Below are 26,223 nucleotides of genomic sequence, written 5' to 3' on the forward strand. Positions count from 1 at the left end.
AAAGGTGATATTTATCTGTCATACTGGCGCAGATAGACTCTCTTCTCAAGTAAAGTTATTACCATGAGGAATGTATGTCAGACAGTCATTGTTTATCACCTTCATTGCCGCCAGCCCGCCGGGGATGGTTTTCTGTTGTTGCGCTGACTCTCGCAACGTTTGCTGTGGTGACTACGGAAATGCTGCCGGTCGGGTTACTGACACCGGTTGCGGCAGCGTTCCGGGTGCCGCAGGCGTATGTCAGCCTGATGCTAACCATACCGGCTCTGGTCGCTGCGCTTTGTTCCCCCCTGATTATTCTGTTCACCGGCCGCCTGAACCGTCGTTATCTGCTGATGATACTGATGCTGTTATTAATGGTGGCCAATATCTGTGCGGCAACAGCCACCCACTTCTCTGTTCTGATCGCGGCCAGGATTATTGTCGGGCTGAGCATCGGCGGGATCTGGGCAATCGCCGGCGGAATAGCTGTCAGGCTGGTCGATTCCCGGCATGTGGCACTTGCCACATCTCTGATATTTGCCGGTGTTGCTGCCGCATCCGTACTGGGAATCCCCGCCGGGGTGATCCTCGGTGAATGGGTCGGCTGGCGTGGCGTGTTTGGTATCATGAGCCTGTTTTCCCTGGCCGTGTTGCTGCTGATGCTGGATCTTCCCTCTCTGCCGCCGGTTCAGACACCGGCTGTCCGCGATTTTCTGACCCAACTCCGCCGCCCGGTTATCCGGACAGACTTGCTGATCACATTACTGCTGGTGACTGCCCACTTTATGGCATTTACCTTTGTCCGCCCGATTCTGCAACGGGATCCTCAGTTGCAGGCATATGAACTCAGCGGGTTACTGGCACTGTACGGTATTGCAGGTATTGCCGGTAATTTTGTTCTGGGGTTATTGTCCGGTCGTCATCTGTTCCGTGCCGTATTCTGCATTACCGGCGGTATTGCCCTGAGCCTGGCAGGGTTACTCCTGCTGCCTGCCGTCCCTGTATCACATACCATCATTCTCACGCTCTGGGGAATAGCATACGGCGGCGTATCTGTGACGCTGATGAACTGGATGATCCGCTACAGCGCACAAGCGATTGAAATAACCGGGTCACTTTATATCGCCTTTTTCAACACCGGTATTGCTGCCGGCTCTGCTGCCGGGGGCATGATGGTGTCTGCGTTCTCCTTACAGGGAAATGTCATTGCAGCACTCATCTGTGCTGCAATAGTGCTGATACTGATTTCCGGTTTTGTTATCCGCTTATACCGCCCGGGATGTGACCGGCAGGCCAATCTCGATCAGGTTTAAATCCGGGTCACGAAAATAGACCGATATTATCGGGCCGGTTGCCCCTGTGCGTTCCACCGGCCCTTCTTCCACAACAATTTTTTCTTTTGCCAGATGCGCCAGCGTCTGTTCAACCGGGGTTCCGGTGAGAAAACAGAGATCTGCTGAACCGGGTACCGGTTTATCCGCATTCGGCAGAAATTCATTTCCTGCCTGATGTAAATTAATTTTCTGACGGCCAAACACTAAAGCCTTGCGATCCCCGCGAAATGTAATGACCGAAAAACCCAGTACGCGGTGGTAAAAATCGCAGGTTTTTTCAACATCAGCCACCGTCAGAACCAGATGGTCAAGGTGTGAAATTGTAATCATCAGACAACTCCCTGTATCGCTGTTATTCGTACATTACGTGGTATCACATTGGCTAAAAATACACAATTCGGGGTATTTTCTTTTTTTAATACATCCGTAATGATGCACTACAGACAGGAAACTATTTCCGGCTGCCGGGCGCGTGTTATGCGGTAAATCAGATATGCGGCACACAGTGCCATCAGCACATTGAACCCGAGACTGACACTGTAAATTGCGGCAGGAGCAGATAACATTACAGTATCTCCGCTGTGCCGCAGTGAAAACTGTAAAATAACCGATACTGCGGTTGCACCGGTTGCTGCACCAATCTGTTGTAATGTGGCCGTCAGTCCGGATGCCATCCCGGCCTGTACCGGTGTAACCCGGGACATCACAATGTTCAGCATCGGGGTCATGATCATGCCCTGTGTGAACCCGACCAAAAACAGAAACAGACTGAGTATCGTATTTGTGGTGCTTTGCGGCAGGAAATTCAGCTCGGCGATTAATACCAGATAACTGGCGGCATACCCTAATGCACCATAATAAATCACCGGTTCGCCCAGTCTGATAGTCATTCGTGGAGTGATAAAGGAGGCAATAACAAAGCCGATACTGGACGGCACAAAAATCAGCCCGGCTTCCAGCGGTGTAGCCCCCATACCGTTTTGCAGTAACAGGGAAAGTATCAGCGGAAATGCGGATGAGGTGGCATAGACACACAGCACAACGCCGGTGCCGGTAACAAATGGCCGGTTGCTCAGTACGGCAATATCAAACAGCGGTGTCCGCCCGGTGCGTGATAAATGCTGCTGATAACGGACAAAACAGAACAACAGAACCATACCCGTAAGCAGCAATCCGGTACTGAAAAGTGTCAGGCCCCAAACCGGCAACATCAGAAGCGGTAACAGAAATGCGGTAATACCTGCGGCGGATAACAGTACGCCCGGCCAGTCAGTGGTGAGTCCGTCCGCAGCGCATCCCTCCTGTAAATGGCGGGATAATACCAGAGCCAGAATACCAACAGGGAGATTAACCAGAAAAATCAGCCGCCAGCTCATATCAAACAGATTCAGGGTAATAAGCCAGCCTCCCAGTGCCTGACCGGCAATTGCGGCCAGCCCCAGCGTCATACCCAGCCAGCCGAATGCTTTTCTTGCCTGTGTTTCATCAAAATTCAGGCGTATTCCGGCATACACCTGCGGGAACAATAATGCGGCAGCCAGTCCCTGGATAAAACGGGCAATCACCAGTAATAATGCTGTCGGTGCGGCAGCACACAACAGTGACGCCAGTGTGAAAAAGGCCATTCCGGCCTGATATAACCGGCGGCGTCCGTAAATATCTCCCAGCCGCCCGCCGGTAATCAGCAGAAGGCCGAAAGCCAGTTCATACCCGGCAATAATCAGTGTCAGTTCAGTGAAACTGGCCTGTAAACCACGTTCGATACTGACTATCGCCACATTGACGACAAACAGATCGAAAATAGTGACAAACCCGGCGAGGACTAATACAAACAGTGCAATACGTTGTTGCTGATTCATGTTTTTCTCATTTTGCCATTTTTAAAAGCAGGAATGAGACTATAATCAGGTCGTTATTCTGTTACAATTTAACCGTTTATACTATTACTAATAGTGACAGGAACTCAGGGCAACATTGTATAAGGCATCTGATAATGAGTGAAAACCCGCGCACACGGCCGGAACTGGCTGATTTTTTACGCACAAAACGTGAAAGCCTGACCCCGGAATGTGTGGGGCTGCCGCACACTTCACGCCGCCGTACTCCGGGTCTGCGCCGTGAAGAAGTCGCCGCACTTGCCGGAGTGGGTCTGACCTGGTACACCTGGCTGGAACAAGGGCGTGAAATCGGGGTATCCACCCGCTTTCTGGACAACCTGGCACGGACACTGCGTCTGAATGAGGCAGAACGCCAGCACCTGTATCTGCTGGCCCACCAGCGGGCTCCGGAAGCCTCCGGTGATACAGAGCATCATGTGCCACCGGTTATCACCCGGATGCTGGATGATTTTCCGGATAATTATCTCTGCTATGTGCTGAATCTGCACTGGGATGTGCTGGCGTACAATGAAAAAGCAGATCGTTACCTGCACTTCTCTGAAGCACAGCCCGGGATGTGTAACTTTCTCTATTTACTGTTTACCGATACCCGCTATCAGACCCGGTTTACAGACTGGGAAACCGATGCTCAGCGTCTGCTTGCCAGTTTCCGCCGGGATTATGCCAGAACAAAACATGACCCCAATATTCAGCGGATGATAACGACGTTATGTCAGAAATCTGCGGCTTTTGACACGTTGTGGAATAAACACGAAATATATCAGCCCTGTAACGGCATCCGTGAAATTGAATTTAACGGCAGACGGGAAACCTACGAGTATGCGTCCCTGACATTTGATATCGATAAATCCAACCGGTTACTGGTGTATACGCCGGTTACCGGTGAGGATTAAATCACCGATGCCACCGCCAGCAGTAATGCCATAAGGATCATCAGGATACCGCCGCACAGATTAAACCAGCGCAGACTGTTCCCCCGGAAAAATGATGCGGACTTAACAGCATGTGCGGCATAAACCCAGATAATATCGATAACAATGCCCGGGGCTATCGGGATCAGCGACATCAGCAGTAAGACGGTGGTTGCGGACATCTCCGGCGGAATTTCACCGGTAAATCCGGGGACAATCGTACCGAACATAATCACGGATTTCGGGTTCGCGGCACCGACAATAATACCGGCAAAAAATGACTGATGGCCTTTGTCAGCCGGAACATCCATCGCCATACTGATACGGGATGCCCGGACATACTGCCAGCCAATCAGCAACAGGACGAATGCCCCGATCAGACGGATTATCATCAGGATCTGCGGAGAAGACATCAGCACCGCGCCAATTCCGAAAGCAAGCAATACCGCAATGCTGTACATACCAATGATATTTCCGGCAACGCCTTTCAGGGCATTTTTCTTCCCGGCAGATAACGCCTGGCCGACCAGAAACAAAATACTCGGCCCCGGAATGGCAATCAGCACAGAGCTGGTGATCACCAGCCCCAAAATACCCTGTAAATTACTGGTCATGACCCCTGACCGGCAAAATAGTCTGTGGCCCGCAGCAACTGATCCCGGATCCCCGGTTCAGACATCGCGTGCCCTGCACCTTCAATCAGATGCAGCACAGACCCCGGCCAGGCTTTATGCAGATGCCACGCAAAGGTTGCCGGACACGGCATATCATAACGGCCGTGAACAATAATCCCCGGTATACCTTGCAGCCGGTGAATATCACGCAATAACTGCCCTTCCTCCAGCCAGCACCGGTGATAAAAATAGTGATTTTCCAGCCGGGCAAAAGCGATGGCGAAATGGTCACCGGTAAATTCATCCAGATGTTCTGCATCCGGTAACAGTGTGGTGGTTTTCCCTTCCCACAGAGTCCAGGCTTTGGCTGCCGCCAGCTGAACCTGAACATCATCACCGGTCAGCAGTTTATGATAAGCGGCAATCATATTGTGCCGTTCCTGCACCGGAACCGGTGCCAGGAAGGCTTCCCACTCTTCCGGGAATATCTGTGAAACGCCAAATTGGTAATACCAGTTCAGTTCTGCCTCTGTCACGGTATACACACCGCGCAAAATGATTTCACTGACCTGCTGCGGGTGCGTTTCACTGTATGCCAGTGCGAGGCTCGAGCCCCAGGAGCCGCCGAATACCAGCCATTTACTGACACCGATATGCTTTCTCAGCCGCTCAATGTCCTTCACCAGATCCCATGTGGTGTTATGGGCAATTTCCGCATGCGGTGTTGAACGCCCGCAACCGCGCTGGTCAAACAGCAGCACATCATAACGGGCAGGATCAAAATAGCGCCGGTATTCCGGGCTGATACCGCCGCCGGGCCCGCCGTGCAGGAAAACAGCCGGTTTCGCGCCGGGTGTACCGGTGCGTTCGTAATAGATCCGGTGACCATGACCAACATCGAGAAACCCGGCCTCATAAGGCTCAATAGCCGGATACAAAGTGCGGAATGTTGTGTCAGAAGAGGTTGTCATAGCAAAATTACCGGTTATCAGTAAACAGAATTCACCACTCTAATCAATAACCCGCATAAAAGACAAGCAGTCCGTGGATTTACATCACGGACTGCCATGCTGGTTTAATCTGTTAATTCATCTAGATAGTAGTGCATTGCTCTGCATCTGAAACAGACTTCTGCGATTTTGTCCGGCGTAAGGTTATCCGCAGCACCACTAATCCGGCAGCGGCTACTGCCGCACCTGCATAACTGACACCGGCATAATCACCACCGTTTGCCAGCACTGATGCCCCCAGTGCGGCACCGACTGCATTGCCGAGATTAAAGGCACCGATATTGACCGATGAGGCCAGCGCCTGCGCTTCTGAGGCTACCTGCATCACTTTTACCTGAAGCGGCGGAACGATACCAAAACTGGCCGCTCCCCAGATAACCAGCATGATCCCCGCAGTGACAGTGTCACGGGCCATAAGCGGAAACAGAACCATCGTCAGCGCCAGCAGTGCAAATAATCCGTACAATGTGCGGGAAACAGAACGGTTTGCCCATACTCCGCCCAGATAATTCCCCAGTGTGAAGCCCAGCCCGACCAGAACCAGCATAATGCTGATCTGCGTTTCCGGCACAGACGAGATAAAGGTCAGCGCGGGGGCAATATAGGTATAAAACGTAAACATGGCACTGGCACCCAGCACAGTACACAGCATTGCCAGTAATACCGCCGGACGGGTCAGCACCTGTAATTCGCGGCGCAGATTAAGTTCTTGTCCCTGCATATTACGCGGCAGTGATCGCAGCAATGCCGCCATTGTCAGCAGGCCGAGAAGACTGACTACAAAGAAGGATTCACGCCAGCCCAGCATCTGGGACAGTTTGGTGATCGCCGGAACGCCGCCGATATTGGCAATAGTCAGCCCCATAAACATGCCCGCAATCGCCCCGGCTTCTTTGCCTTTGGCCACCACCCGTGTCGCCACCATAGCGCCGATACCGAAAAATGCGCCGTGATTCAGACTGGTGATAAAGCGGGCGAACAGCAGTGTATTGTAATCCGGAGCCAGTGCCGACAGCACATTACCTGCCGTAAAGATGCTCATCAGGAAAATCAGTGCCGCTTTGGGCGAACGCCGGATCAGCAGTAATGTCATTACCGGTGCACCCAGCATAACGCCCAGCGCATACACCACAACCAGCATCCCGGCGGCAGGAATGGAAACCGCCAGTGACCCGGCGATTTCCGGCAGCATACCCATCGGGGAAAATTCCGTTGCCCCGATAGCAAATGCGCCGACAGACAGGGATAACAGAGCAGTATTTGTTCGCATAATGTCCTCAGAATAAAAAACAACATCACAGTGTTGTCAGGACGGCGATTCTGCCACATTGATTTTTGCGGAAACAGCCGCTAATCTGCAAAAAACAATTGAATAAAACGCAACAATGAAAATCACTCTGGAAGAAATGCGGGCATTTATTGCCGTCGTTGACAGCGGCTCCGTCACAGCGGCGGCCGCACAAAACGGGCTGACCGTTTCCGCCATCAGCCGTGCCCTGCTGCGTCTTGAAGAAAAGATGAACACTACTCTTCTGTACCGCACCACGCGACGGCTTAAATTGAGTGAAGAAGGTGCATTGTTTTTACAAAAAGCCCGTGATGTGGTGCAACTGGCACAGGAAGCGGAAGATGTGCTGATGAACCACAAAGAGATCCCTTCCGGCACACTGCGTATTGATGCCTCAACGCCTGTTCAGCTCCATGTGATAGCACCGCTGGTGACACAATTCCATGAACGTTATCCGCAAATCCGCCTTGAACTGACCAACTATGAAGGTATTACCAATTTACTGGAAAAACAGACTGATATTGCATTCCGCTTCGGTCCGCTGGCAGATTCTTCCCTGCATGCCACGCTGATGGGCTACACCCGGCAGCGGATTCTGGCCAGCCCGCGTTATCTTCAGCAGCATGGCGAGCCGAAAACACCGGAAGAGTTGGCGCAGCATACTCTGCTGGGATTTATCACGCCGGAAAGCCTGAATACCTGGCCGCTGTATAACGGCAACAAAAAGGGACTGAAAATTACCCCGTCACTGGCTGCGGGCAGCGGAGAAATTATCTGCAATCTGGCACGTTCCGGCGCGGGAATTGCCTGTATTTCCGATTTTGTGACACACGAAATGCGCGAAAACGGGGAATTTCGTCAGGTTCTGACGTCATACACTTATGAAAACAAACTGCCGATTAATGCGGTGTATTACCGCAGTCAGGCACTTTCTCCCCGGCTGCGCTGTTTTATCGATTTTGTCCTGCAACACAGCCAGTGTTTTAAACGCCCCGGTTAATCTGAACACTACCTTAAGCCGCTGACGGTGCATCTCTGTATCTTCTCGACAATATTTTTCAGCGCATTTAGTCTTAAAATAAACCTGCCTTGTAAAAATAAGAGAGAAATAACAATGCAAACGGCACTGAATGCGCTGACAGCGGGCTTTTCGCCGGATGAGCCCGGCGTTATCGTCATGGTACATACCGATAACGGCGCAACATGGTACAGCTGCCGGGGCATGGCGGATGTGGCAACCCGCACGCCGGTAACACCGGACACCATTTTCAACTTAGCCTCCGTTTCCAAACAATTCACTGCATTTTCGCTGCTGTTACTGGTGCAGGAAGGCAAAATTTCACTCAGTGATTCTGTTTTGTCCGTTTTACCGGAGCTGGGCGAATATGCCCGTCCGGTGACATTACGCCACCTGCTGCACCACACCGGCGGGCTGAAGGATTATATGGATCTGGCTTTTGCCCGTAAAACCGGCTTCTATGATCCGCTGACACCACAGGAAACCCTGGCGGACCTGGTCAGTCAGACAGAAGCGGATTTTCCGCCCGGTACCCGCCATGATTACAGTAATACCGGTTATTTTCTGCTGTCACAGGTTATTGAACGGGTCAGCGGACAGTCATTTGCTGATTTTGCCCGCGAACGGATTTTTACACCGCCGGAAATGAACCATACTTTTATTGTTGAGCAATATCCGGCACCGCAGACCATTGCCACCGGCTACGGCAAAGCTGCCGGTCAGTGGCGGATTTCCGAAAGCCCGTGGACACACACCGGCGACGGCGCGGTACATTCCAGTGCCGCTGACCTGATGAAATGGGGCGAAAACTACCGCACCGCCCGCATCGGTGGTACTGCGCTGATACAACAGATGGCAGAAATCCTCTCCCCGCTGACAGAAAACGGCACGCCTGTTACGGATTATGAGCCTTATGCTGCGGGGTTACATACCCTTCATCATTTCGGTGAGCTGAGTCTGGAACATGCCGGAGGCTGGATGGGAACCAGTACTTACTTTATCCGGCTGACAAAATCAGACACCACTATCGTCGCGTTATCCAACCGCGAAGAGTGCGATACCGAAACGCTGGCCCGTGTCGCCGCTGACGCCTTTCTCCGCCCTGGATTCCCTGCAATGATCACTGTTCGCGGGGACGAATAATAGCAACATGATAGCGCGTTATTTCCGCCGGACACTTACCGGGCTTGCTCTGCTGTTACTGATTGCCGGACTGGTGCTGTTTTTTACCAGCCATCTTGATGATTTTGATTTCGACAATGCAGTGGCGAAAGAACTGACCTTCACCTCACAGGGAAACAGGCTTTCCGGTACCTTTCTGCTGCCCGGCAACGGACACCCGGCAGCGGTTGCCGTGATTATCCATGGTGACGGCCCGCAGGACAGATATTCAGACAACGGATATAACCCACTGTTCAATACTCTGCTGGATGCCGGTATTGCAGTATTTTCCTGGGATAAAGCCGGCACCGGTAACAGTCAGGGAAACTGGCTGCATCAATCAATGGATGATCGCGCAGAGGAAGCCGTGGCCGCACTGACATTGCTGCAATCCCTTTATCAGAATACCCCGGTGCAGATTGGCTTTCTTGGTTTCTCCCAGGCGGGATGGGTGATCCCGGCAGCGGCGGCACAATCACAGCCTGATTTTTCCGTGATTATCGGCGGTGCGGTGAACTGGCGGGATCAGGGACAATTTTATCAGGGGCTGCGCTACGCACAGCAGGGAAAATCGCCGGAAGACATTAAACAATTGCTGGTAGCAGAACAGGCAGAGAATGACCGGATATTTGGCCGCAATGGCTCAAAAGACCCGGCACAACGTAGTGATATGACACCCGACCGCTTTGAATTTGTGGTCAAAAATTATCTCAGTGATGCCACCCCGGTAATCCCTCAGATGAACGGGCGTGTGCTGGCGGTATGGGGTGCGGAAGATCTGAATGTCGATGCCCGGCGGAATGCCTGCCGTTATCAGTCACTTTTGAAAGATAATCCAAAGACAAAAGTCATTGTCTTTCCGCAGGCCGGGCACGGTTTATTACAGGCACCCGCCTATAATTATCAGCTCAGCAGCGACTGGCCGGTACTGCGCCAGTGGCAGTTTCTGTATGCCGGACGGGAAGCCTATCATCCGGGAGCATTGTCTCTTATCACTGACTGGATAAAAAACAAAATCCCGGATTTGACAGCCTATTACCCGGTTTGTCAGTCCTGAATCATCTGCTGATAACGGGCATAGCCCCGTTTCGCCGCTTCGTGATATTGCCGGTTCAGCGGCGCGGTCATACTTTGTGATATGGCGGTCATTTCCGGCCCTGCAAGTTGCGGGGAACCGGTGCGGAACGGCGGGCGCGGGTCATATTCAATCGCCAGTTCAACCAGTGCGGCCAGTTCCTCACCCCGCAGGGCTTTCAGCACCAGTAATGAGGCATCAAACGAGCCGGTCGCCGGGCCGGAGGTGTAGATAGTATCGTCGATCACCACTTCACTGCCGCCGACGGCAACAGCACCGACGTCCGGCAGCATCGGCACCACATTACTGTTACTGGTTGCCCTTCTGCCTTTCAGTAATCCGGCTGTACCCAGCATCAGCGAACCGTAACAGGTGCCAATCACATATTTCGCTTTTTGCCCTGCCTGCGCGAAAAAGCGGATCACCTCCGGATCTTCAATCACCTCCGGCGGTACCATGCCGGTCACCAGCACATCCAGATCATCCGGACACTCATCAAAGGTCATTGTCGGCATTGTCGGCCAGCCGATATAGCCCTCCACCAGCTCCCGGCGTTTCCAGATAAAATAGATTTCCGCCCCGGCAATCGTAAAAACAGACTGTGCGCCATTGATATCCATCGGCATATAACCCGGACAGACAAAAATCCCGACTTTGAGCAATGCGGGCTGTGATGCGCGCCCCGCAGCAACCAGCGCCTGAATGGAAGGCGTGCTCAGCCCGTAAATAGTTTCAACTGCATAATCATGATCAGACATCAAAATACTCCGTGACAATATTTATTTACTAACCGGTAAAATAATGCATGAGGTACAATGATGTAAATTGTTTTTATACTGATCGGTAATCAAATGGCACAAAAAGGCAGACCCCGGAATTACGACAGTGCCGCCGCACTGGATAAAATCATGGCGCAGTTCTGGCGCAAAGGGTATACCGCAACGTCTCTCGATGAACTGGCCGCAGAAACAGATATGAGGAAACCCAGCCTGTACGCCGCTTTCGGTAATAAAGAACGGCTTTACCAACTGGCAATGGACAGGTTCGGTGAAATCGCTCAGGCGCATTATTCCGCCGCACTGGCACCGCAGACACCCGGTGAGCCGCTGGCCGCCCGCCTGATCCGCTGGTTACAGGCAACCGTCACCCTTTATACCGGAGAGCATGGCCCGGCCGGATGCATGGTGTTATCAACAGCCGCCGCCGAAGTGTACGACCCTGCCATCCGCAAACGTCTGCAGGAAGTCATTGCGGCACAGGAGATGATGGTGCTGGATTGTCTGAATGAAGAGAAAACTGCGCTGTGCGATCCGGATTCCGCGCCGCTGCTGGCGAAAACACTGACCGCGTTCCTGCACAGTATTTCCCTGCGCGCCCGGGCCGGTGAAAGTGCGGATCAACTGGCAGAGATGGTTCGTGCCGGTCAGCTGGTATTGCAGTCTGCACTGACATCACCGGAGGCATAATATCCGCCGGTGAGTATTTTTCAGCGCAGTGAAACCTGACCCCTGATACAGTCTGTCACCGCACCGCCGACCCGGATCCCGTCGGCATCCTGCCGGACACTCAGCCAGCCGTCACGTTTCACACTTTCACCCTGCCGCGCCAGATAGTGCGACGGCAATGTGCCGTTGCTGATAAGCCATTGTGCCAGCGCTGCATTCAGACTGCCGGTTACCGGGTCTTCCGCGCCTCTGCGGTTAATAAATGCCCTTACCGCAAGTGCGGCATCACTGCCCGCAGGATACCGGGCACACACGCCGATTTTATACAGCGCGTTATTCCCTGACTGGCTGAGTACCGCATAATCCGGGGTGATTGCCAGCAGGCGGGCAACAGAATCCACCTCAATCCCTGTCCAGGCCGGGCCGTTATCAATATACTTTGCCTGCAAAATGGCACTGCGGGGGATGCCGTATGCCGATGCAACTGTATTGCACTCGTCTTCTGTCAGATCCCGTTCGTCAATCATCGGTGGTGCGGCAAAGGCGGTTCCCTGTTCAGACTGACGCAGCGTAATAAGCCCGGCGGCACATTCCTGGATGATATCCCGCGTCTCACTGAAACCGGTATGCTGCTTCCAGACATGGCAACTGCCCAGTGTCGGATGTCCGGCAAACGGCAGTTCACCGTCAGGGGTGAAAATACGGACCCGGTAATCGGCCTGCGGATCCTGCGGTTTCAGCAAAAATGTGGTTTCGCTGAGGTTTGTCCAGCGGGCAAAACGATGCATCTCTTCATCGGTCAGATCATCCGCATCAACCACCACCGCCAGCGCATTGCCGAGCAGTGGTACATCAGAAAAAACATCGACCTGGTAAAACTGATAAGTGCGGGTATTCAACGTTATTATCCTTTTTATGTGGTAACAGAGCAGAGCTGATGATTTTTATCACAGAAAACGATTATGATGAAATCATTAACCATCACTGTGATAAATCGCTCATGCAGAAAACGGATTCTTTTTCCGGGATTACCGCCTTTGTCGCCGCCGCACAGCACGGCAGTTTCACTGCAGCAGCGGACAAACTGGGGATCACCAAATCAGCGGCCGGTAAACGGATAAGTCAGCTGGAGGCTGCACTGGGTGTCAGCTTGTTTCAGCGCGGCAACCGGCGTATTACCCTGACCCCTGCCGGGGAAAAATATCTCGCCCGCTGCCTCTCTGCCCTTGCCATTCTCGGTGAGGCGGAAGATGAAATCAGTGAGCAGCAAACCACCCTGAGCGGCCGGTTACGTATTGATTTACCTGCGGCATTCGGCCGCCGCCGGGTGATGCCGGTGCTGGAAAAGCTGATGGTTCAGCATCCGCAGCTGATGATGAGTATCTCTTTCCGCGAACGGTTTATTGACCTGGCTGAAGAAGGCGGGATCTGGCGATCCGCATCGGTGAACCACCTGACAGCAGTCACCTGGTCGCCCGGCAACTGACCACCCAGACGTCGGTGCTGTATTACTGGGTTCCGGCGCGATAAGCCGTTTTACTGGTCTTTATATTGTGACGGTCAGCTTTTACGTATTATCCCGCCGCCGTTTTATGAACTGGCGGATGGTGATGCCATGCTGGCGGCGGTGCTGGGCGGGCACGGCATTGCCCAGTTGCCGCTGTGGATGATCGGTGATTATCTGGCTGACGGCTCTCTGTGCCGGGTACTGCCTGTGACGGCACACAGACCCCGGTACATATTCTCCGGCCGCAGACGGCGCAGTTACCGGTCAGAACCCGTTGCGTGACAGACGCTCTGCTGGCCGCAGCACAACAGGGGGCGTTCGATTAACCGGCGCGGCAGACGGTGTGTACCGCCGCCTGTTGCTGAAGCACGATAAATGCTCCTGATATAAATAATGTGAATTGATAGTGCGGATATATCCGGTACTTATCCTGGCAAATCTGCGATCAGCACAGAAGATCAGTCACGGAAACTGTCAGTAGCAAAAAAGTTGACACTCTCCGGAAAGCACAGTGTCATAATGGCTGCAAAGCACACATTCACCAGAGTGATAAAGGAACAGCAATGACGGCAAAAATGATCGATAAACTGGCACTGATCACGCTGAAAGACGGCAAAGTGGCCATGGTCCGCTCCCATAACAAAACCCTGTTCTACGCCCCGGGCGGCAAACGTGAAGCCGGTGAAACTGACGAACAGGCACTGTGCCGCGAAATTGACGAAGAACTGACGGTAACACTGAAACCGGATACCATCACGTTTTACGGGGAATTCACCGGTCAGGCGGACGGTAAACAGGACGGCACACAGGTGCGTATCCGCTGTTATCAGGCGGAATTTACCGGCGTACTGCAACCGGCCGCGGAAATTGCTGAGCTGGACTGGCTGGACAGCCGTGATCTGCCCCGCTGTTCTCTGGTCGCGGCACTGATTGTGAAAGACCTGACAGCACGGAAACTGATCGGCTGATATCACGTGGCTGCGCAATTTTGTACAAGACAGAATGTAACGCAGCGCGATAATAACCGGTTACAGTAAAGACAGAGCAGGATACACCATGCAGAGTGACGGGCATTGCCGTGAACAGGCTGACTATTTTCATCTGGACGATTTTTATGGTCTGGGGATGATCTCTGCCCGTTACTATCAGCAAAAATTCAGCCGTCATACTCACGAAGGTTTTTGTATCGGCGTGATTGACGAAGGTGTTCAGCAGTTTTTCCGTACCGGCAGTAACCATTATGCCCCGACCGGCGATATCATTCTGGTGAATTCCGATGAAATCCACACCGGTTCCTCCGCACTGGAAACCGGCTGGGCCTACCGTGCGATTTATCCGACACCGGAAATGCTGGATGCGCTGATGCAGGATCTCAAATCGGCCGATCAGGGCTTTGTCCCCTGGTTTTCTCACGCGGTGGTGCATGATCCCGGCCTTGCCGCGCAGTTACGCCTGCTGTTCGATATGTTGCTGAAGCCCGATAACCGGCTGCTGAAAGGTTCCCTGTTGCTCTCAACCCTGGCCTGGCTTATCACCCGCCACAATAAAAAAGGCTTTCGCCCGGCGGAGATCACCCCGGCCGGTCAGCGCCTGCAGCATATTGCAGAAATGATGAACAGCCATCCTGAAACGGATTATTCCCTGGATGAGCTGGCCGCAATGGCGAATCTCAGCCCGTGGTATTTTCTGCGCCAGTTCCGTCTGCGTTACGGCATGCCGCCCCACGCGTGGCTGATTCAGGCACGCCTGCGCAAAGCGCGTCAGCTGTTACAAAACGGCGGCCGCCCGGCGGATGTCTCTTTACAGTGCGGATTTACCGACCAAAGCCACTTTACCCGCCATTTTAAACGGGCAATGGGTGTCTCACCGGGCAAATTTATGCAGCGCCGCTGATCCCGCTGAACAATTTTGTACAATCTTTCTGTTGCTGTGTCATGGCAGAGTATCCGGACTGTTTTACGCTGTACGGATGATAACAATGACAACAACCACAGATTTACCCGCCTCTCCGCTGAAAGATTTCCTCACCGGCGCACTGCATATGACCCCGCTCAACCTGGCTGTGGTGCCGTGGGCGATCCTCGCCGGATCGATGGCGGTGGACAGCGGCCTGACCTTTGCACAAAGTGTTGCGATGTCCGCGATGGTCTTTGCCGGTGCCGCCCAGCTGGTGACACTCGGCCTGCTTAACAGCGGTGCCGGGGTGATCACTATTATTGTGTCCGTCTTTTTTATCACCTCACAACACCTGCTGTACGGGCTGACGCTGCGCCCGCATGTGCGTCCTTTTTCCCCGCTGCAACGGGCCGGTATCGGCTTTCTGCTGACGGATGAACTGTTTGCGGTCAGTGTCGCCGGGCGGCAGCGCCTGAGTTTTGCTTATCTGTTCGGTGCCGGACTGAGTTTTTATCTGGTCTGGGTGCTGGTCAGTATTCTCGGCATTGTGCTGGCACACAGCATCAGCGACCTGAGCCAGCTCCGGCTCGATTTTTCAGTGGTGGCGACATTGCTGGCGATTGTGGTGCCGCTGATCAAATCAAAAAGTGCACTCGCCGGGGCCCTGTTTTCCTTTGTGGTCACGATTATTCTGACACGTGCCGGTATTCAGGGCAGCGCGGTAATTGCCGGCGTCAGCGCCATGCTGCTGGCCGTTCTGCTGGGGCGTAAATGGGGGGATGTAAAATGAGCTGGGGATTAATACTCGCACTGACACTGATGCTGTTTTCGCTGCGCTTTATTTTTCTGATCCCGGGATTACCGTTGCGGCTGCCGGTTTTTATTCAGCAGGCGCTGACCTATTCCGCGCCCTGTCTGCTGGTGGCTATTTGCGCGCCGATTGTATTACTGGAGGAACAGCAGTTCCGTGATATCAGTGATAATCCGTATTTATGGGGTACGCTGTTCTGTATTATCGCCGCACGGCTGATTAAAAATACCCTGCTGACCGTGGTCCTGACGCTGGTATTTTTCTACACTCTGATTTATCTGTTCTGATTATTTAACTGTCCGCACCGGAAAACCGGTGCGGAACTCAGAGAACATTACGGCTTTTCGTGAATTTCTTTTGCCAGCACCGGCAAAATATCAATCGAGCGCGGTCCCGGCACTAATTCAGACAAATTCACTTTAATATAATTTTTATTTTTCACGGCTTTTACACCCTGCATTTCCGGCATGGATTCAATAAATGCCACTTTCTGGTCATAATCATCATCATTACGGAAGCCTTTATAGACAGGAATAATGATCACTTCCGGATCAGACATAATCACATCTTCCCAGTTACCAACCGCCCAGGTTTTTCCGGTATTTTTGCCGGCAAAAATATTTTTAACAGAAATCAGTTTCAGCATCTCTGAGGTATAACCATCAAAGAAGGTATAGGGTTTACCGTCCTGAGAATCAAAAATAAAGGCAGTTTTTTCCGGATACGCCTGAATCTGGCTGATAACGGTATTCAGTTTTTCTTTTTCTGCCGCCACGTATTTTTCAGCTGTCTCTTGTACACCGAAGATCTCTCCAAATTTCAGCATGTCGTTAAAATAAGTATTCACATCTGCTTTCGGTGATGTCATGGATTCCGGCACATAAACGGCAACCCCTTCCGGCACAATTTTATTGGCTTCCAGTGCCAGTTTTGAGAATGAGTTTGCCCAGCCGGTGGCGAAGTCGGGTTTGACAGACATAAAGACTTCGTAAGACGGCCATTTTTCTGCCAGCACGGGGATTTTGTCATACGCCGCTTTAACCGGCGGATAAATCGGCTCTTCCAGAAAGGCGGTACCGACCATACGGTCCCCCAAATCCAGCGCCAGCAGCATTTCGGTGGTGATCTGACTGAGAGAGACAATACGCTGCGGGGATGTTTCCGGTTTAAAGTGATATTCGTTGCCATCCAGCTTTGCACTGAATTCAACCGGAACATAAGCCGGTGCTGTTTTATTTTCCGCAATGGCTGTCACGGAAAACAATGCGGAGATAACCAGAGTACTCAATAATAATTTTTTCATCATTCCCTCATCCGGATTATAAAAATATAGCAACACGGTCTTCGACCGGTAATACCGTAAATTCCACACCAAATACATCAAACAGGCACTTCCGGGTTAGTACTTCCGCCGGTGTGCCCTGCGCATAAATTTGTCCGTCATTCATCAGGATCAGATGCTGACAGTATTTTGCGGATAAATTAATATCGTGAATGGTCATAATCACAGTAGATTCTGATGCGGCCAGCGCTTTCATTACTTCCACTTTATAGCGGATATCCAGGTGGTTGGTCGGTTCATCCAGGATCATAATATCGGTTTCCTGGGAAAAACATTTCGCCAGCATCACCCGCTGTTTCTCACCACCGGACAGTGCGTGATACTCTTTATTTTTCATTTTTTGCAGACCAAACAATGTCATGTAATTATCTGCAATCACAAAATCCCGGTCGCTGTAATCCACGTAATGTTTTTTATACGGCATCCGCCCCATCACCACGATTTCCTCAATGGTCAGTTTGCCTTCCACCTGGTCATTAAACTGCGTCAGTACCGAGATATTGCGGGCGAGTGATTTGACGGAGAACTGAGCCACATCCGTATTATCAAAGAAAACGGTGCCCCGGGTTTTGATATCCCGGTAAATATGCCGTAATAAGGTTGTTTTGCCGGAGCCGTTAGGCCCGACAATACCGATCACTCTTTTGCCGGAAAATGACAGATTAATGTCTTTCAGTATCCCGTTATAATTCAGGTCATTAATATCAACGGTACTTATTGTTACCGGCTCCTGTTCGCTTTAATAATGATATAAACAAACAGCGGTGCGCCTATCAGTGAGGTAAGAATACCAACCGGAATCTCCTCCGGTTTAAACCAGCTGCGGGAAATCGTATCAATAATCATCAGAAATGCACCACCGACCAGGCAGGAATAGAGCGATAACTTAAAGTGTTTCACCGAAATCGTATTACGGACAATATGCGGAATAATAAGACCGATAAATGCAATCACACCAACATTAGCCACAATAATAGATACCACAAAGGATGATAAAATAATTACCGCCAGCTTGATAGCACCGACATTCACACCTAATTGTGCAGACGCATCCGCACCTAATAATAACGTATCAAGAACATTACTGAATAACAGACAAAAAATCAATACTGCAATTAATGCCACCAGCGGCAGCGGAATATAAGACCATTTAATGCCGGAGAAACTGCCCAGCATCCAGAACATAGCACTTTTAACCTGACTTTCATTCTTGGACAGATAAATAATAGCGGTGGTAATAGCAGAAAACAGACTGGAAATACCGATACCAATCAGCACAAGGTTGGTCATATTACTCTTTTTAAAATTAAACAGAACAATAATAGCCGTGGAAATCAGCCCGCCGGCAAATGCACCGATATAGACATTATACGGTGACATAAAAGCAAATAACCCGAGCACAATGGCGGATACAGCCCCCGCACTGGCCCCGGAGGAAACGCCGAGAATATACGGGTCGGCCAGTTCATTGCGGGTTATGGTCTGCATCAGGATCCCCACCAGTGACAGGGATGCGCCGGTAATTGCCACCAGGATAATCCGGGGCAGACGGATATTATAAATGATGGTTTCATACGGCAGGAGATCATCACCATTGATGCCCCCGGTAATAATTTTGATTACTGTATCCAGCTTCTGATGAAATTCCATATTGACGCTGCCGTAAAACAGTGAAAAAAACATGGCAGCAAGTAACACAGACAGGCAGATAAAAAATTGTGAAAAATTACGGCCATTCAGTTTCTTTTTACGTCGTACGGGTGTTTCTCTTACTGCTTCACTCATCACTATTAACCTGTATTTCATCAGATCAGAGGCTGTTAACAGATTTACGGAAATATCACATTATGATAACGAAATACCGCCATAATTTGCTTGTCAGTCTCTGTTTCCACTATTTTTCTGATTATAGCGAAAAATACATCACGGTTATGTACTCCCCCAGAGTATATTCCGGGAAATAATCTGTAAATATCCATATTTAATGATCTGTATCTGATTAGCACAGAATAAAACGCCGGAATATTTCCCGGCGTTTTATTTATCTGAACAGCACTATTTTATCGTATCAATATTATTCTGCCGGAAAATCGTGCAGCGAGTACCCGTCGCTGAAGTGGTTCTCTGAAATTTTAAAAAACCGGCTCTTTTCTCATCCCGTTCAGCATATTACAGTACAGGAAAGTAAAACAGCGCGGAGAGAGAATAAATGAGTCAGATAAATGCATTCGGACAAACTGTCGGTGATATCGTTCCGGACTGGACCGCCCGCCCTTACCCTGCCCGCATCAGTGCGGAAGGCCGTCACTGCCGGATAGATCCGCTGAGTCCGGCTCATGCGGATGACCTGTACCGGGCGTTTTCACTCGCCCCTGACGGGCGTTACTGGACCTGGCTGCCGGATGAACCACCGGCCGATCTGAATGAATACCGCGCCCGTACCGAAAAAAATGCGCAATCGTCGGACCCGCTGTTTTTCACGATTACGGATAAGCACACCGGCAAAGCCGTTGGTCTGTTTTCCCTGATGCGGACTGATGAGAAAAACGGTGTTACCGAAGTCGGACATGTGCATTTTTCCCCGCTGCTCAGCGGCACCGTAATGTCAACGGAAGCCCACTGGCTGCTGATGAAATATGTATTTGATACTCTCGGTTACCGCCGTTATGAATGGAAATGCGACAGCCTCAATGCACCGTCCCGCAATGCGGCACTGCGCCTGGGTTTTCAGTATGAAGGCTGCTTCCGTCAGGCGCGGGTTGTCAAAGGCCGTACCCGTGACACCGAATGGTTTTCCATTACTGACTGTGAATGGCCGCTGGTTAACCGCGCCCTGGAACAGTGGCTGTCAGCGGATAATTTCACCCCGGACGGCAAACAGATCCGCTCTCTGGCATCCCTGCGTGATGCAGTATGAAAATGATTGATATCGGCCGTGTCGCAGAGCTGACCGGCCTGACAACCGCCACCATCCGCTATTATGAAAGCAAAGGCCTGATCATGCCTGCCGGGCGCCGGGGCCTGACCCGCATTTATGATGAAGAGGTGCTGACACGGCTGTCCCTGATCATTCTCGCCAAACAGGGACATTTTTCACTGGATGAAATCGCGGTAATGCTCAGCGAACTGCCGTCAAAAGGGATTGAACGGACGGCAATTCAGGCAAAAATCACAGAAATTGACCAGAAAATCCGCGAGCTGCAAAATCTGAAACAGGGATTGCTGCATATTGAGCAGTGCCCGGCAGAAAACCATCTGGCGTGCCCGAAGTTCCGCAAAATCCTGAGTGTCAGTCTGAAAAAAAACAGAAGCAAAACGGTGAAAAATCCCGCTTGACTTAAAGTTAACTTGAAGTTGTATCATCCGGCATACTGATTTCCGTCTGATGTCATTATTCACTTTTTCTGTTGAATAATAAGGAATTATTATGCCGCGTTCTGTTTACTGGCTCTCAGCCGCCTTAGCCTTATTTACCACCGGGAATGCCCTGGTGCTCTCTGTTGCCGTTCTTATCGGCTCACAACTGGCGGACGATCCGGCACATGCCACGATCCCGCTGCTGGCACAATATATCGGCCTGATTTCCGCCTCGGTGCCGATGGCTCACTTTATGATGCGTTTCGGCCGCCGCGCCGGGTTTATTCTCGGTAATATCGGCGGGCTGGCCGGGGCATTACTGGCTATCGCCGGTATTTATACACACAATATGCTGCTGTTTTCCGCCGGAACGTTCTTTACCGGTATTGCCATCGGTACCGCCCAGCAATACCGCTTTGCCGCACTGGAGGAAGCCCCTGCCGCGCTGCGGGCAAAAGCTATCGGCGTGGTGATGAGCGGCGGGATTATCGCCGTGCTGATCGGGCCGTCTCTGGCGATGTCCACCCGGACACTGGTGGCGGCTTATCCGTTCCTCGGTACGTTCGGCGCGCTGACGGCTATCTATCTGATGGCTTTTGTTCTGCTGATATTTTTACCGCTGAAAGCTCAGCTTCCCGCTCAGATCAGCGATACCGTAAAAAACCGCCCATACCGGCAGTTATATTCCCAGCCGCTGCTGATTCTGATCGCCGTAGTCAGTGCTACCGGATATGCGCTGGTAGTCTATATGGTCGGCTCGTTCCCGCTGGCGATGAAAGCGCAGGGATTTGAATTCCCGGCAATTGCCTTTGTGTTTCAGTGTCATATTCTGGGAATGTTTGCGCCCTCTTTCTTTACCGGGCAGTTAATCAGCCGGGCCGGGGTAAAATGCTTTGTCTGGCTGGGGGTGATTTGCCTGTTAATCAGCAATGCGGTCAGTCTGACCGGCAGCAGTTACACGTACTTTCTCATTGCCATGACTTCGCTGGGACTGGCGTGGAACTTTATTCTGATCAGCACCACACATCTGTTGCCGCGCACTTATACCGGCAATGAACGGGCTAAAATCCAGGGTGCGACCGATTTTCTTATCTTCAGTTTCGGGGCACTCGGCAGTCTGCTGGCCGGATTCGCCTTCTATTATGCGGGCTGGTATTCCGTAAATGTCGCCGGGCTGGCAACCGGCATTGTGATTCTGATAGTGATGTTTTTACTGCGCCGCAGTATGGATGAATCCCCGGCAGAAAAGGCCGCCGCCTGAATACATTACCGCCGCTGCCTTAACGACAGCGGCGGATATCATTGCTGTACTGCCGAGGTTTTATACTCAATGCCGTCACGGTTTCCTGTCGGGTTATTACTGTAGTGACTCTCCTGAAAATAGAACAGACGATTGCGCCACTTATCAAATAAAACGGTTTCCCCGTACTCTTTCGCCAATGGTGCTGCAGTGTTCCAGTTCAGCCCGCCATCATCCGATATGCGGGTTTCTGAACCTGACCCCGCTATCAGTAAATCATCACTGCCGCCCTGCAGTCCGTTAATATAAGATCCGCCGGTTTCCAGCCGCTGTGAATAATCACCGTTACAGTTAAAGTGGTTAACCTCCGGCCGTTTACGGGTTTTTTCCGTCAGCGCAAAATAAATATCTCCGCCGGTGGTACTGTCGAGCGCGTCAATCTCCCCGGGGACAACCTGATCAGATTCCGTTTCTGAGGTTTGGGTATTAAAACAGGCCAGTATGGTGTTTTCCGGATCATTTTGCTCATCCTTCATCCATGCAATCACCCGCCCGTCTCCGTTATAGTGCCATTTAGTGGTGCTCAGGCTGGTATACCAGCGCCCGTCATCCTGATACCGTTTTTTCCGGTTATCCATACTGAATAAAGGCCGCCAGTGCTTTCCGGAATCACGGGTCTGATACAGTGTGTCCCTCTGCACCATCAGCACACTGCCGGGTTCTGTGATAGCGAGAAGCTGAGCCTCTCCGGCGGGTTCCGGCATTGTCCATTGTGATAACCATTGCCACTGCTGACCACCGTCCCGGGAGTAAAAGACATATTCTTTGCCGTAGGTGGCATAATCACTGAAAATAATCAGACAGCGTCCCTGCATATCACACAGCTGGCTTTGTACCCGCCCCATAAACATCGCGCTGACCCGTAAATCCCCTTTCTGCTCAGTCATAATATAGGTGACCGGCACCAGCGGCCTGTCACCGTAGACTTCACTGCGCCTCAGATTATAAGTTTGTTTGTGCAGGTAATCGCCGATGGCTTTTTTATCCGGGGATATTTTCAGGTTCAGCAGCGGAATATCAGATTCATCCGCCGGGTTAAAGCCAATATTTTTACTGTGGCTGCAACTGCGGGTTTTCTGATCACAGGTAACGAGATCAACCCGCATAGCGTCCCTGGCACCGGTTATCATCACACCATCGCGGAAACTGCTGATGGCCAGAGATGTTAATTTTATCGCTTCTTTTTCCGGCAGATAGCTGCGGGTCCGTATTCTCTCCGGCGCTGAAAAAAATGAATCAGAAAACGTCAGCATCATTGAGGTGATAAACACAACCGCCAGCAACGCGATCCGGGTACGTCCGTCGGCAAACATCAGTTAACTTCCTGTACAAACGGATCTTTTCCGTTCCGTTGTCTGGCCTGAACCAGCATCTGGCGGGTAAACACAAAACGAGCCGAAGCTGCTGAGTATTTTCGTGTCAGCAACGCAATCACTTCGGTTATCAGCATGATGCCGCTGAAAATCATGATAAACATCAGCATGATGCCGCCCTGCAATTTTGCCGCATGTAACCAGTCCCATTTATCCGGTGTGCCGCTGATACTCATCAGATCATTGATTGAAAAAGATAAAACAATCAGCATCATCAGCAGAAAAGTACCGGCAAACACTTTATAAATCATTTTCAGTTGCCGTGATGACACCACCATTCCTTCCGGTTTGAGGTAAGCACTGTGGTCGCGCTCATTGTACATCCCGGTAATCGTTCCTTTCTGCTGATTCACGGTCAGCGCCACCGGATCATTATCCGCAATAAAGAGCGGGTGTTGGCGGAAAAACAACGGGTTCATATCTTCAGTGAGGCTGTTGTAATAACTGCGCAGCACAAACGGAAGACCCCGGCATGAAAAATGATAATCAATATAATCCCGCCGGCTTTTACCGCTGCCGGTGAAACCGCGGACAGAACCAAGGTTTGCTATTTTTCCCTGAACACCGGTCAGCGTCAGTTCTTCCGCATAGCGGTAATCTTCCGGCTGCACAGAATCCAGCTCATTAAAACGATCATCTGCAGGCCAGCGCCGCTTATGTTTCATATTCACGGATGCGTCCGTCAGCAGATATTCCGCCTGACGGCAGACAGCCGTATTCCCGGCCTTCACCTGTGTCAGCCCTTTCAGAAGATGATTCATTGCGCGGCTGTTTGCGACCATCAACCCCTGAACCGCGATGGCCAGCATCCAGATCCCGCCGGTAAAGACAAAGATCATCAATACACCGATAAACGCATTGTTTAACGGCTGAAAAAACGTGCTGACAGAGAAAATCATCAGTACCAGTGCAATGACCAGATTTCTCAGCCCCCGCAGATTACCGGAGCTCTTCATTTCCGGCTCCAGATTGCCGTGTTCCGGTGATACCAGCCAGTGCAGCCAGTAACTGCCGCCGGCCAGCGGCCGGGCACCGATATATATCCTGTCACCTTCTTTCAGTTTTTTCAGCACTGCATCATCGCTGAACTGAGAGGTAAAGGTATAGAACACCTTATCACCCGCAATGATCCGGCGGTAGTTGTGCTCCGGCGGTGCATTGCTGTCCTGGCGGACAAAGGGTAAATCAAAAAAACAGACTTTTTTCATAACGGAATGAGTGCCCGGTAATCACTGGTAAATTAACCCGAGTTTATCGTTTCAGTGCGCTGCAGAAAACCGTACAGGCCGCAATTCACCGGGGAAAGCCTGTTTTTAAGGTATTTCTCAGTGTTTCAGGTTAGTGTCGGGAATCATCACACCCGGGCGGCCACTGCCGGGCGGATTTTGGATCTGGGCTGTGGTACCGGCACGCTGATAGCCGCTATTGTGGAAAAATACCCGGATAAAATTCTGACCGGAGCAGCGTATTGCTGCATTGCAGAATATGCAGCGTCATTTAAGCCCGGACGGCATTGTGCTGTTTGACAGCCGCAACCCGGCTGCTGAGGAGTGGCGGGAGTGGATCCCGGCACTGAGCCGGGAAGTACAGCGCAGTGATAAATTCGGCGATGTGATATCCCGGAATGATGTATCAGAGCATAACGGCATTGTCCGTTATCAGACCTTTTATCAGATCGGGGAAAACGGCCCGGTTTACCGTGCAGAATCGGATATTGCGTTCCCTTCCGCTTCGGAAATCACGGAAGCCGTGACATTCAGCGGGCTGATGGTTCGTCATATTTACGGCGACCATCAGTCCGGCTCGTTCAGGCCGGATTCACGGGAAATGGTATTTGGACTGAGTCACCCGCAGTGCAGTCAGGCGTGTGCAGCCTGATCCCGCTGACGGTACCAGGTGTTTTTCACCATATAATCAAAATACCGTTCTGTACTGATGTGAACAAACTGCAGCGGTGACGGCAGCGAGCCAAATAACGGCGTGCCGCCACCCAGCAACAGCGGTACCGTGGTGATCACCGTTTCGTCGATCAGATCGGCGGCCAGACACTGTTTTGCCGCCGTTCCGCCATCAATATACAGGTTGTGATATCCGGCACGGTGAATATCTGCCAGCACATCACCAATCTCTCCCTGAACAGGATATACCACCTTACCCGCCAGTTTTTCCGGTAATTCCGTCACTGTGCGGGACAGCACAAAAACCGGTTTGTCATATGGCCATTCCCCGTCAAACGCACAGACAGTATCAAAGGTTCTCCGCCCCATCACCACTGCATCAATCCGCTGCATAAAGGCAGAAAATCCCATATCGTCCTGCTCCGGGTTCGGTACGGCAAAGAGCCAGTCCAGTTTGTCCTGCGCATCGGCAATATAGCCGTCCAGGCTGGTGGCTATATAAATAATATGACGCATAGTGAATACCTTAATGACGGATTAACAGAACAGTGTATTATTGTGCTTCGCCCCAATTCTACACTGTAGAATATATTTACACAGCTTAGCGGGCTGATATGGTTAACGTCAACCGGCAAAGACAAAACATGATTAAAAAATCATTAAAAACAGGCGAAAAATATGAGCGGACAAACAAGCGCAGAAAAACAAACGGTACTAATCACCGGAGCAACCGGTCAGGTGGGAACACTATTGATACAGTGCCTGCGCGAACGCGGAAATGTGAATATTATTTTGGCTGCCCGTGACCCGCAAAAGCTTGCCGACAGTGGCCTGCCGGTGCGTTATTTCGATTATGATGACCGGCTACACCCTCGCCATGCCGGAACAGAGCAAAATCTTTATCGATGAGGCGCGTAAATCCGGTGTCCGCCATATTGTTCATCTCGGCGCCTGCGGCGACGATAATACCCGTGTCGCGCACTGGGCGTGACATATTTCCGCT

The 26,223-nt window shown here is 51.5% G+C and carries 31 protein-coding genes; 18 read left to right on the forward strand and 13 right to left on the reverse strand.

The features are described from left to right. Window positions 1–74: 74 nt before the first annotated feature. Entirely contained in the window at window positions 75–1,295 is a 1,221-nt protein-coding gene (locus ACSBQN_RS06170; protein ID WP_354632762.1) for an MFS transporter, read from the forward strand. Here the strand turns inward: ACSBQN_RS06170 and ACSBQN_RS06175 are convergent. After that, on the reverse strand, window positions 1,248–1,646 hold the full coding sequence (locus tag ACSBQN_RS06175; protein ID WP_152696254.1) for a VOC family protein: 399 nt from the start codon (window positions 1,644–1,646) through the stop codon (window positions 1,248–1,250). The genes ACSBQN_RS06170 and ACSBQN_RS06175 overlap by 48 nt on opposite strands. A gap of 107 nt (window positions 1,647–1,753) precedes the next feature. Further along, window positions 1,754–3,175 carry an MFS transporter gene (locus ACSBQN_RS06180; protein ID WP_354632761.1) on the reverse strand — a complete coding sequence of 474 codons (1,422 nt, stop codon included), beginning with the start codon at window positions 3,173–3,175 and terminating at the stop codon, window positions 1,754–1,756. A gap of 134 nt (window positions 3,176–3,309) precedes the next feature. On the opposite strand from ACSBQN_RS06180, the gene ACSBQN_RS06185 reads away from it, so the two are divergent. Further along, the gene (locus ACSBQN_RS06185; protein ID WP_024473091.1) at window positions 3,310–4,107 is read left to right on the forward strand and encodes a helix-turn-helix transcriptional regulator; all 798 of its coding nucleotides are present in this window, start codon (window positions 3,310–3,312) and stop codon (window positions 4,105–4,107) included. Here ACSBQN_RS06185 and ACSBQN_RS06190 read toward each other — a convergent pair. From ACSBQN_RS06190 to ACSBQN_RS06200, 3 genes are all read right to left on the reverse strand, one after another. Further along, window positions 4,104–4,739, reverse strand: a complete 636-nt coding sequence (locus ACSBQN_RS06190; protein WP_024473092.1) for a LysE family translocator — start codon at window positions 4,737–4,739, stop codon at window positions 4,104–4,106. The two genes, ACSBQN_RS06185 and ACSBQN_RS06190, sit on opposite strands and share 4 nt — an antisense overlap. Continuing rightward, on the reverse strand, window positions 4,736–5,710 hold the full coding sequence (gene pip / locus ACSBQN_RS06195) for a prolyl aminopeptidase (RefSeq protein ID WP_024473093.1): 975 nt from the start codon (window positions 5,708–5,710) through the stop codon (window positions 4,736–4,738). The genes ACSBQN_RS06190 and pip overlap by 4 nt, the downstream gene beginning before the upstream one ends. Window positions 5,711–5,831: 121 nt before the next feature. Further along, entirely contained in the window at window positions 5,832–7,019 is a 1,188-nt protein-coding gene (locus tag ACSBQN_RS06200; RefSeq protein ID WP_024473094.1) for an MFS transporter, read from the reverse strand. A gap of 115 nt (window positions 7,020–7,134) precedes the next feature. Between ACSBQN_RS06200 and ACSBQN_RS06205 the strand changes: the two genes are divergently transcribed. The 3 genes from ACSBQN_RS06205 (at window position 7,135) to ACSBQN_RS06215 (ending at window position 10,273) form a co-directional block, all read left to right on the forward strand. After that, a complete protein-coding gene (locus ACSBQN_RS06205) occupies window positions 7,135–8,037 on the forward strand; it encodes a LysR substrate-binding domain-containing protein (protein WP_024473095.1) in 903 nt (300 codons plus the stop codon). 114 nt (window positions 8,038–8,151) lie between these two features. After that, window positions 8,152–9,198: a serine hydrolase domain-containing protein gene (locus ACSBQN_RS06210; protein WP_354632760.1), complete on the forward strand. Its 1,047-nt coding sequence runs from the start codon at window positions 8,152–8,154 to the stop codon at window positions 9,196–9,198. A gap of 7 nt (window positions 9,199–9,205) precedes the next feature. Beyond that, on the forward strand, window positions 9,206–10,273 hold the full coding sequence (locus tag ACSBQN_RS06215; protein WP_354632759.1) for an alpha/beta hydrolase family protein: 1,068 nt from the start codon (window positions 9,206–9,208) through the stop codon (window positions 10,271–10,273). Here the strand turns inward: ACSBQN_RS06215 and ACSBQN_RS06220 are convergent. After that, window positions 10,264–11,049 (reverse strand): DJ-1/PfpI family protein, encoded by a 786-nt coding sequence (locus ACSBQN_RS06220; RefSeq protein WP_024473098.1) that lies wholly within the window; start codon window positions 11,047–11,049, stop codon window positions 10,264–10,266. The two genes, ACSBQN_RS06215 and ACSBQN_RS06220, sit on opposite strands and share 10 nt — an antisense overlap. A gap of 93 nt (window positions 11,050–11,142) precedes the next feature. Here ACSBQN_RS06220 and ACSBQN_RS06225 point away from each other — a divergent pair, with 93 nt between their 5' ends. Continuing rightward, window positions 11,143–11,757 (forward strand): TetR/AcrR family transcriptional regulator, encoded by a 615-nt coding sequence (locus tag ACSBQN_RS06225; RefSeq protein ID WP_024473099.1) that lies wholly within the window; start codon window positions 11,143–11,145, stop codon window positions 11,755–11,757. Between the two features lie 20 nt (window positions 11,758–11,777). On the opposite strand, the gene ACSBQN_RS06230 is transcribed toward ACSBQN_RS06225, so the two are convergent. Next, the gene (locus ACSBQN_RS06230; RefSeq protein WP_214177168.1) at window positions 11,778–12,635 is read right to left on the reverse strand and encodes a PhzF family phenazine biosynthesis protein; all 858 of its coding nucleotides are present in this window, start codon (window positions 12,633–12,635) and stop codon (window positions 11,778–11,780) included. 38 nt (window positions 12,636–12,673) lie between these two features. Between ACSBQN_RS06230 and ACSBQN_RS06235 the strand changes: the two genes are divergently transcribed. From ACSBQN_RS06235 to ACSBQN_RS06260, 6 genes are all read left to right on the forward strand, one after another. Continuing rightward, window positions 12,674–13,222, forward strand: coding sequence for a LysR family transcriptional regulator (locus ACSBQN_RS06235; protein WP_227989295.1), 549 nt, complete (start codon window positions 12,674–12,676; stop codon window positions 13,220–13,222). Between the two features lie 90 nt (window positions 13,223–13,312). Continuing rightward, window positions 13,313–13,525 carry a LysR substrate-binding domain-containing protein gene (locus ACSBQN_RS06240; protein ID WP_434991648.1) on the forward strand — a complete coding sequence of 71 codons (213 nt, stop codon included), beginning with the start codon at window positions 13,313–13,315 and terminating at the stop codon, window positions 13,523–13,525. A gap of 281 nt (window positions 13,526–13,806) precedes the next feature. Continuing rightward, entirely contained in the window at window positions 13,807–14,211 is a 405-nt protein-coding gene (locus ACSBQN_RS06245; protein ID WP_087825357.1) for an NUDIX hydrolase, read from the forward strand. Window positions 14,212–14,299: 88 nt separating this feature from the next. Then, a complete protein-coding gene (locus ACSBQN_RS06250) occupies window positions 14,300–15,136 on the forward strand; it encodes an AraC family transcriptional regulator (RefSeq protein ID WP_024473102.1) in 837 nt (278 codons plus the stop codon). Between the two features lie 85 nt (window positions 15,137–15,221). After that, on the forward strand, window positions 15,222–15,929 hold the full coding sequence (locus ACSBQN_RS06255; protein ID WP_049242900.1) for an AzlC family ABC transporter permease: 708 nt from the start codon (window positions 15,222–15,224) through the stop codon (window positions 15,927–15,929). Then, window positions 15,926–16,237, forward strand: coding sequence for an AzlD domain-containing protein (locus tag ACSBQN_RS06260; protein ID WP_024473104.1), 312 nt, complete (start codon window positions 15,926–15,928; stop codon window positions 16,235–16,237). Before ACSBQN_RS06255 ends, ACSBQN_RS06260 begins: the two co-directional genes overlap by 4 nt. A 47-nt stretch (window positions 16,238–16,284) precedes the next feature. Here ACSBQN_RS06260 and ACSBQN_RS06265 read toward each other — a convergent pair whose 3' ends face one another. From ACSBQN_RS06265 to ACSBQN_RS06275, 3 genes are read right to left on the reverse strand one after another with little or no spacing between them, the layout of a single operon-like run. Then, window positions 16,285–17,256: an ABC transporter substrate-binding protein gene (locus ACSBQN_RS06265; protein ID WP_036408032.1), complete on the reverse strand. Its 972-nt coding sequence runs from the start codon at window positions 17,254–17,256 to the stop codon at window positions 16,285–16,287. 13 nt (window positions 17,257–17,269) lie between these two features. Continuing rightward, a complete protein-coding gene (locus ACSBQN_RS06270) occupies window positions 17,270–18,010 on the reverse strand; it encodes an ABC transporter ATP-binding protein (RefSeq protein ID WP_152696243.1) in 741 nt (246 codons plus the stop codon). A 2-nt stretch (window positions 18,011–18,012) separates the two neighbouring features. Beyond that, the gene (locus ACSBQN_RS06275; RefSeq protein WP_354632758.1) at window positions 18,013–19,077 is read right to left on the reverse strand and encodes a FecCD family ABC transporter permease; all 1,065 of its coding nucleotides are present in this window, start codon (window positions 19,075–19,077) and stop codon (window positions 18,013–18,015) included. Between the two features lie 424 nt (window positions 19,078–19,501). On the opposite strand from ACSBQN_RS06275, the gene ACSBQN_RS06280 reads away from it, so the two are divergent. The 3 genes from ACSBQN_RS06280 to ACSBQN_RS06290 all read left to right on the forward strand — a co-directional run bounded on the left by ACSBQN_RS06280 (window position 19,502) and on the right by ACSBQN_RS06290 (window position 21,910). Then, on the forward strand, window positions 19,502–20,209 hold the full coding sequence (locus tag ACSBQN_RS06280) for a GNAT family N-acetyltransferase (protein WP_036408034.1): 708 nt from the start codon (window positions 19,502–19,504) through the stop codon (window positions 20,207–20,209). After that, complete coding sequence (locus ACSBQN_RS06285) at window positions 20,206–20,628, forward strand: MerR family transcriptional regulator (RefSeq protein WP_036408036.1); 423 nt, start codon at window positions 20,206–20,208, stop codon at window positions 20,626–20,628. The genes ACSBQN_RS06280 and ACSBQN_RS06285 overlap by 4 nt, the downstream gene beginning before the upstream one ends. Window positions 20,629–20,719: 91 nt before the next feature. Then, a complete protein-coding gene (locus tag ACSBQN_RS06290) occupies window positions 20,720–21,910 on the forward strand; it encodes an MFS transporter (protein ID WP_354632757.1) in 1,191 nt (396 codons plus the stop codon). A gap of 38 nt (window positions 21,911–21,948) precedes the next feature. Here the strand turns inward: ACSBQN_RS06290 and ACSBQN_RS06295 are convergent, their stop codons facing one another. Continuing rightward, entirely contained in the window at window positions 21,949–23,262 is a 1,314-nt protein-coding gene (locus ACSBQN_RS06295) for a hypothetical protein (RefSeq protein WP_354632756.1), read from the reverse strand. Further along, the gene (locus ACSBQN_RS06300; protein WP_214177171.1) at window positions 23,262–24,530 is read right to left on the reverse strand and encodes a hypothetical protein; all 1,269 of its coding nucleotides are present in this window, start codon (window positions 24,528–24,530) and stop codon (window positions 23,262–23,264) included. The genes ACSBQN_RS06295 and ACSBQN_RS06300 overlap by 1 nt, the downstream gene beginning before the upstream one ends. A gap of 277 nt (window positions 24,531–24,807) precedes the next feature. On the opposite strand from ACSBQN_RS06300, the gene ACSBQN_RS06305 reads away from it, so the two are divergent. Further along, complete coding sequence (locus tag ACSBQN_RS06305; protein WP_354632754.1) at window positions 24,808–25,200, forward strand: hypothetical protein; 393 nt, start codon at window positions 24,808–24,810, stop codon at window positions 25,198–25,200. Here the strand turns inward: ACSBQN_RS06305 and ACSBQN_RS06310 are convergent. Then, window positions 25,182–25,736 carry a dihydrofolate reductase family protein gene (locus tag ACSBQN_RS06310; protein WP_434991637.1) on the reverse strand — a complete coding sequence of 185 codons (555 nt, stop codon included), beginning with the start codon at window positions 25,734–25,736 and terminating at the stop codon, window positions 25,182–25,184. The genes ACSBQN_RS06305 and ACSBQN_RS06310 overlap by 19 nt on opposite strands. A 162-nt stretch (window positions 25,737–25,898) precedes the next feature. Here ACSBQN_RS06310 and ACSBQN_RS06315 point away from each other — a divergent pair, with 162 nt between their 5' ends. Continuing rightward, entirely contained in the window at window positions 25,899–26,129 is a 231-nt protein-coding gene (locus tag ACSBQN_RS06315) for a KR domain-containing protein (RefSeq protein ID WP_072015093.1), read from the forward strand. Next, a complete protein-coding gene (locus tag ACSBQN_RS06320; RefSeq protein WP_158001768.1) occupies window positions 26,074–26,211 on the forward strand; it encodes a hypothetical protein in 138 nt (45 codons plus the stop codon). The genes ACSBQN_RS06315 and ACSBQN_RS06320 overlap by 56 nt, the downstream gene beginning before the upstream one ends. Window positions 26,212–26,223 lie beyond the last annotated feature (12 nt).

This window comes from Morganella sp. B601 (assembly GCF_051172335.1).
Classification (GTDB): domain Bacteria; phylum Pseudomonadota; class Gammaproteobacteria; order Enterobacterales; family Enterobacteriaceae; genus Morganella; species Morganella morganii.

Coding starts and splice junctions, on each gene's coding strand:
- ACSBQN_RS06290 (WP_354632757.1), top strand. CDS start 20,720: ATGCCGCGTTCTGTTTACTGGCTCTCAGCCGCCTTAGCCTTATTTACC.
- ACSBQN_RS06180 (WP_354632761.1), bottom strand. CDS start 3,175: ATGAATCAGCAACAACGTATTGCACTGTTTGTATTAGTCCTCGCCGGG.
- ACSBQN_RS06295 (WP_354632756.1), bottom strand. CDS start 23,262: ATGTTTGCCGACGGACGTACCCGGATCGCGTTGCTGGCGGTTGTGTTT.
- ACSBQN_RS06210 (WP_354632760.1), top strand. CDS start 8,152: ATGCAAACGGCACTGAATGCGCTGACAGCGGGCTTTTCGCCGGATGAG.
- ACSBQN_RS06250 (WP_024473102.1), top strand. CDS start 14,300: ATGCAGAGTGACGGGCATTGCCGTGAACAGGCTGACTATTTTCATCTG.
- ACSBQN_RS06170 (WP_354632762.1), top strand. CDS start 75: ATGTCAGACAGTCATTGTTTATCACCTTCATTGCCGCCAGCCCGCCGG.
- ACSBQN_RS06310 (WP_434991637.1), bottom strand. CDS start 25,736: ATGCGTCATATTATTTATATAGCCACCAGCCTGGACGGCTATATTGCC.
- ACSBQN_RS06205 (WP_024473095.1), top strand. CDS start 7,135: ATGAAAATCACTCTGGAAGAAATGCGGGCATTTATTGCCGTCGTTGAC.
- ACSBQN_RS06260 (WP_024473104.1), top strand. CDS start 15,926: ATGAGCTGGGGATTAATACTCGCACTGACACTGATGCTGTTTTCGCTG.
- ACSBQN_RS06220 (WP_024473098.1), bottom strand. CDS start 11,049: ATGTCTGATCATGATTATGCAGTTGAAACTATTTACGGGCTGAGCACG.
- ACSBQN_RS06200 (WP_024473094.1), bottom strand. CDS start 7,019: ATGCGAACAAATACTGCTCTGTTATCCCTGTCTGTCGGCGCATTTGCT.
- ACSBQN_RS06245 (WP_087825357.1), top strand. CDS start 13,807: ATGACGGCAAAAATGATCGATAAACTGGCACTGATCACGCTGAAAGAC.
- ACSBQN_RS06300 (WP_214177171.1), bottom strand. CDS start 24,530: ATGAAAAAAGTCTGTTTTTTTGATTTACCCTTTGTCCGCCAGGACAGC.
- pip (WP_024473093.1), bottom strand. CDS start 5,710: ATGACAACCTCTTCTGACACAACATTCCGCACTTTGTATCCGGCTATT.
- ACSBQN_RS06285 (WP_036408036.1), top strand. CDS start 20,206: ATGAAAATGATTGATATCGGCCGTGTCGCAGAGCTGACCGGCCTGACA.
- ACSBQN_RS06190 (WP_024473092.1), bottom strand. CDS start 4,739: ATGACCAGTAATTTACAGGGTATTTTGGGGCTGGTGATCACCAGCTCT.
- ACSBQN_RS06320 (WP_158001768.1), top strand. CDS start 26,074: ATGATGACCGGCTACACCCTCGCCATGCCGGAACAGAGCAAAATCTTT.
- ACSBQN_RS06275 (WP_354632758.1), bottom strand. CDS start 19,077: ATGAGTGAAGCAGTAAGAGAAACACCCGTACGACGTAAAAAGAAACTG.
- ACSBQN_RS06315 (WP_072015093.1), top strand. CDS start 25,899: ATGAGCGGACAAACAAGCGCAGAAAAACAAACGGTACTAATCACCGGA.
- ACSBQN_RS06235 (WP_227989295.1), top strand. CDS start 12,674: ATGATTTTTATCACAGAAAACGATTATGATGAAATCATTAACCATCAC.
- ACSBQN_RS06185 (WP_024473091.1), top strand. CDS start 3,310: ATGAGTGAAAACCCGCGCACACGGCCGGAACTGGCTGATTTTTTACGC.
- ACSBQN_RS06280 (WP_036408034.1), top strand. CDS start 19,502: ATGAGTCAGATAAATGCATTCGGACAAACTGTCGGTGATATCGTTCCG.
- ACSBQN_RS06225 (WP_024473099.1), top strand. CDS start 11,143: ATGGCACAAAAAGGCAGACCCCGGAATTACGACAGTGCCGCCGCACTG.
- ACSBQN_RS06255 (WP_049242900.1), top strand. CDS start 15,222: ATGACAACAACCACAGATTTACCCGCCTCTCCGCTGAAAGATTTCCTC.
- ACSBQN_RS06305 (WP_354632754.1), top strand. CDS start 24,808: ATGCAGCGTCATTTAAGCCCGGACGGCATTGTGCTGTTTGACAGCCGC.
- ACSBQN_RS06265 (WP_036408032.1), bottom strand. CDS start 17,256: ATGATGAAAAAATTATTATTGAGTACTCTGGTTATCTCCGCATTGTTT.
- ACSBQN_RS06175 (WP_152696254.1), bottom strand. CDS start 1,646: ATGATTACAATTTCACACCTTGACCATCTGGTTCTGACGGTGGCTGAT.
- ACSBQN_RS06215 (WP_354632759.1), top strand. CDS start 9,206: ATGATAGCGCGTTATTTCCGCCGGACACTTACCGGGCTTGCTCTGCTG.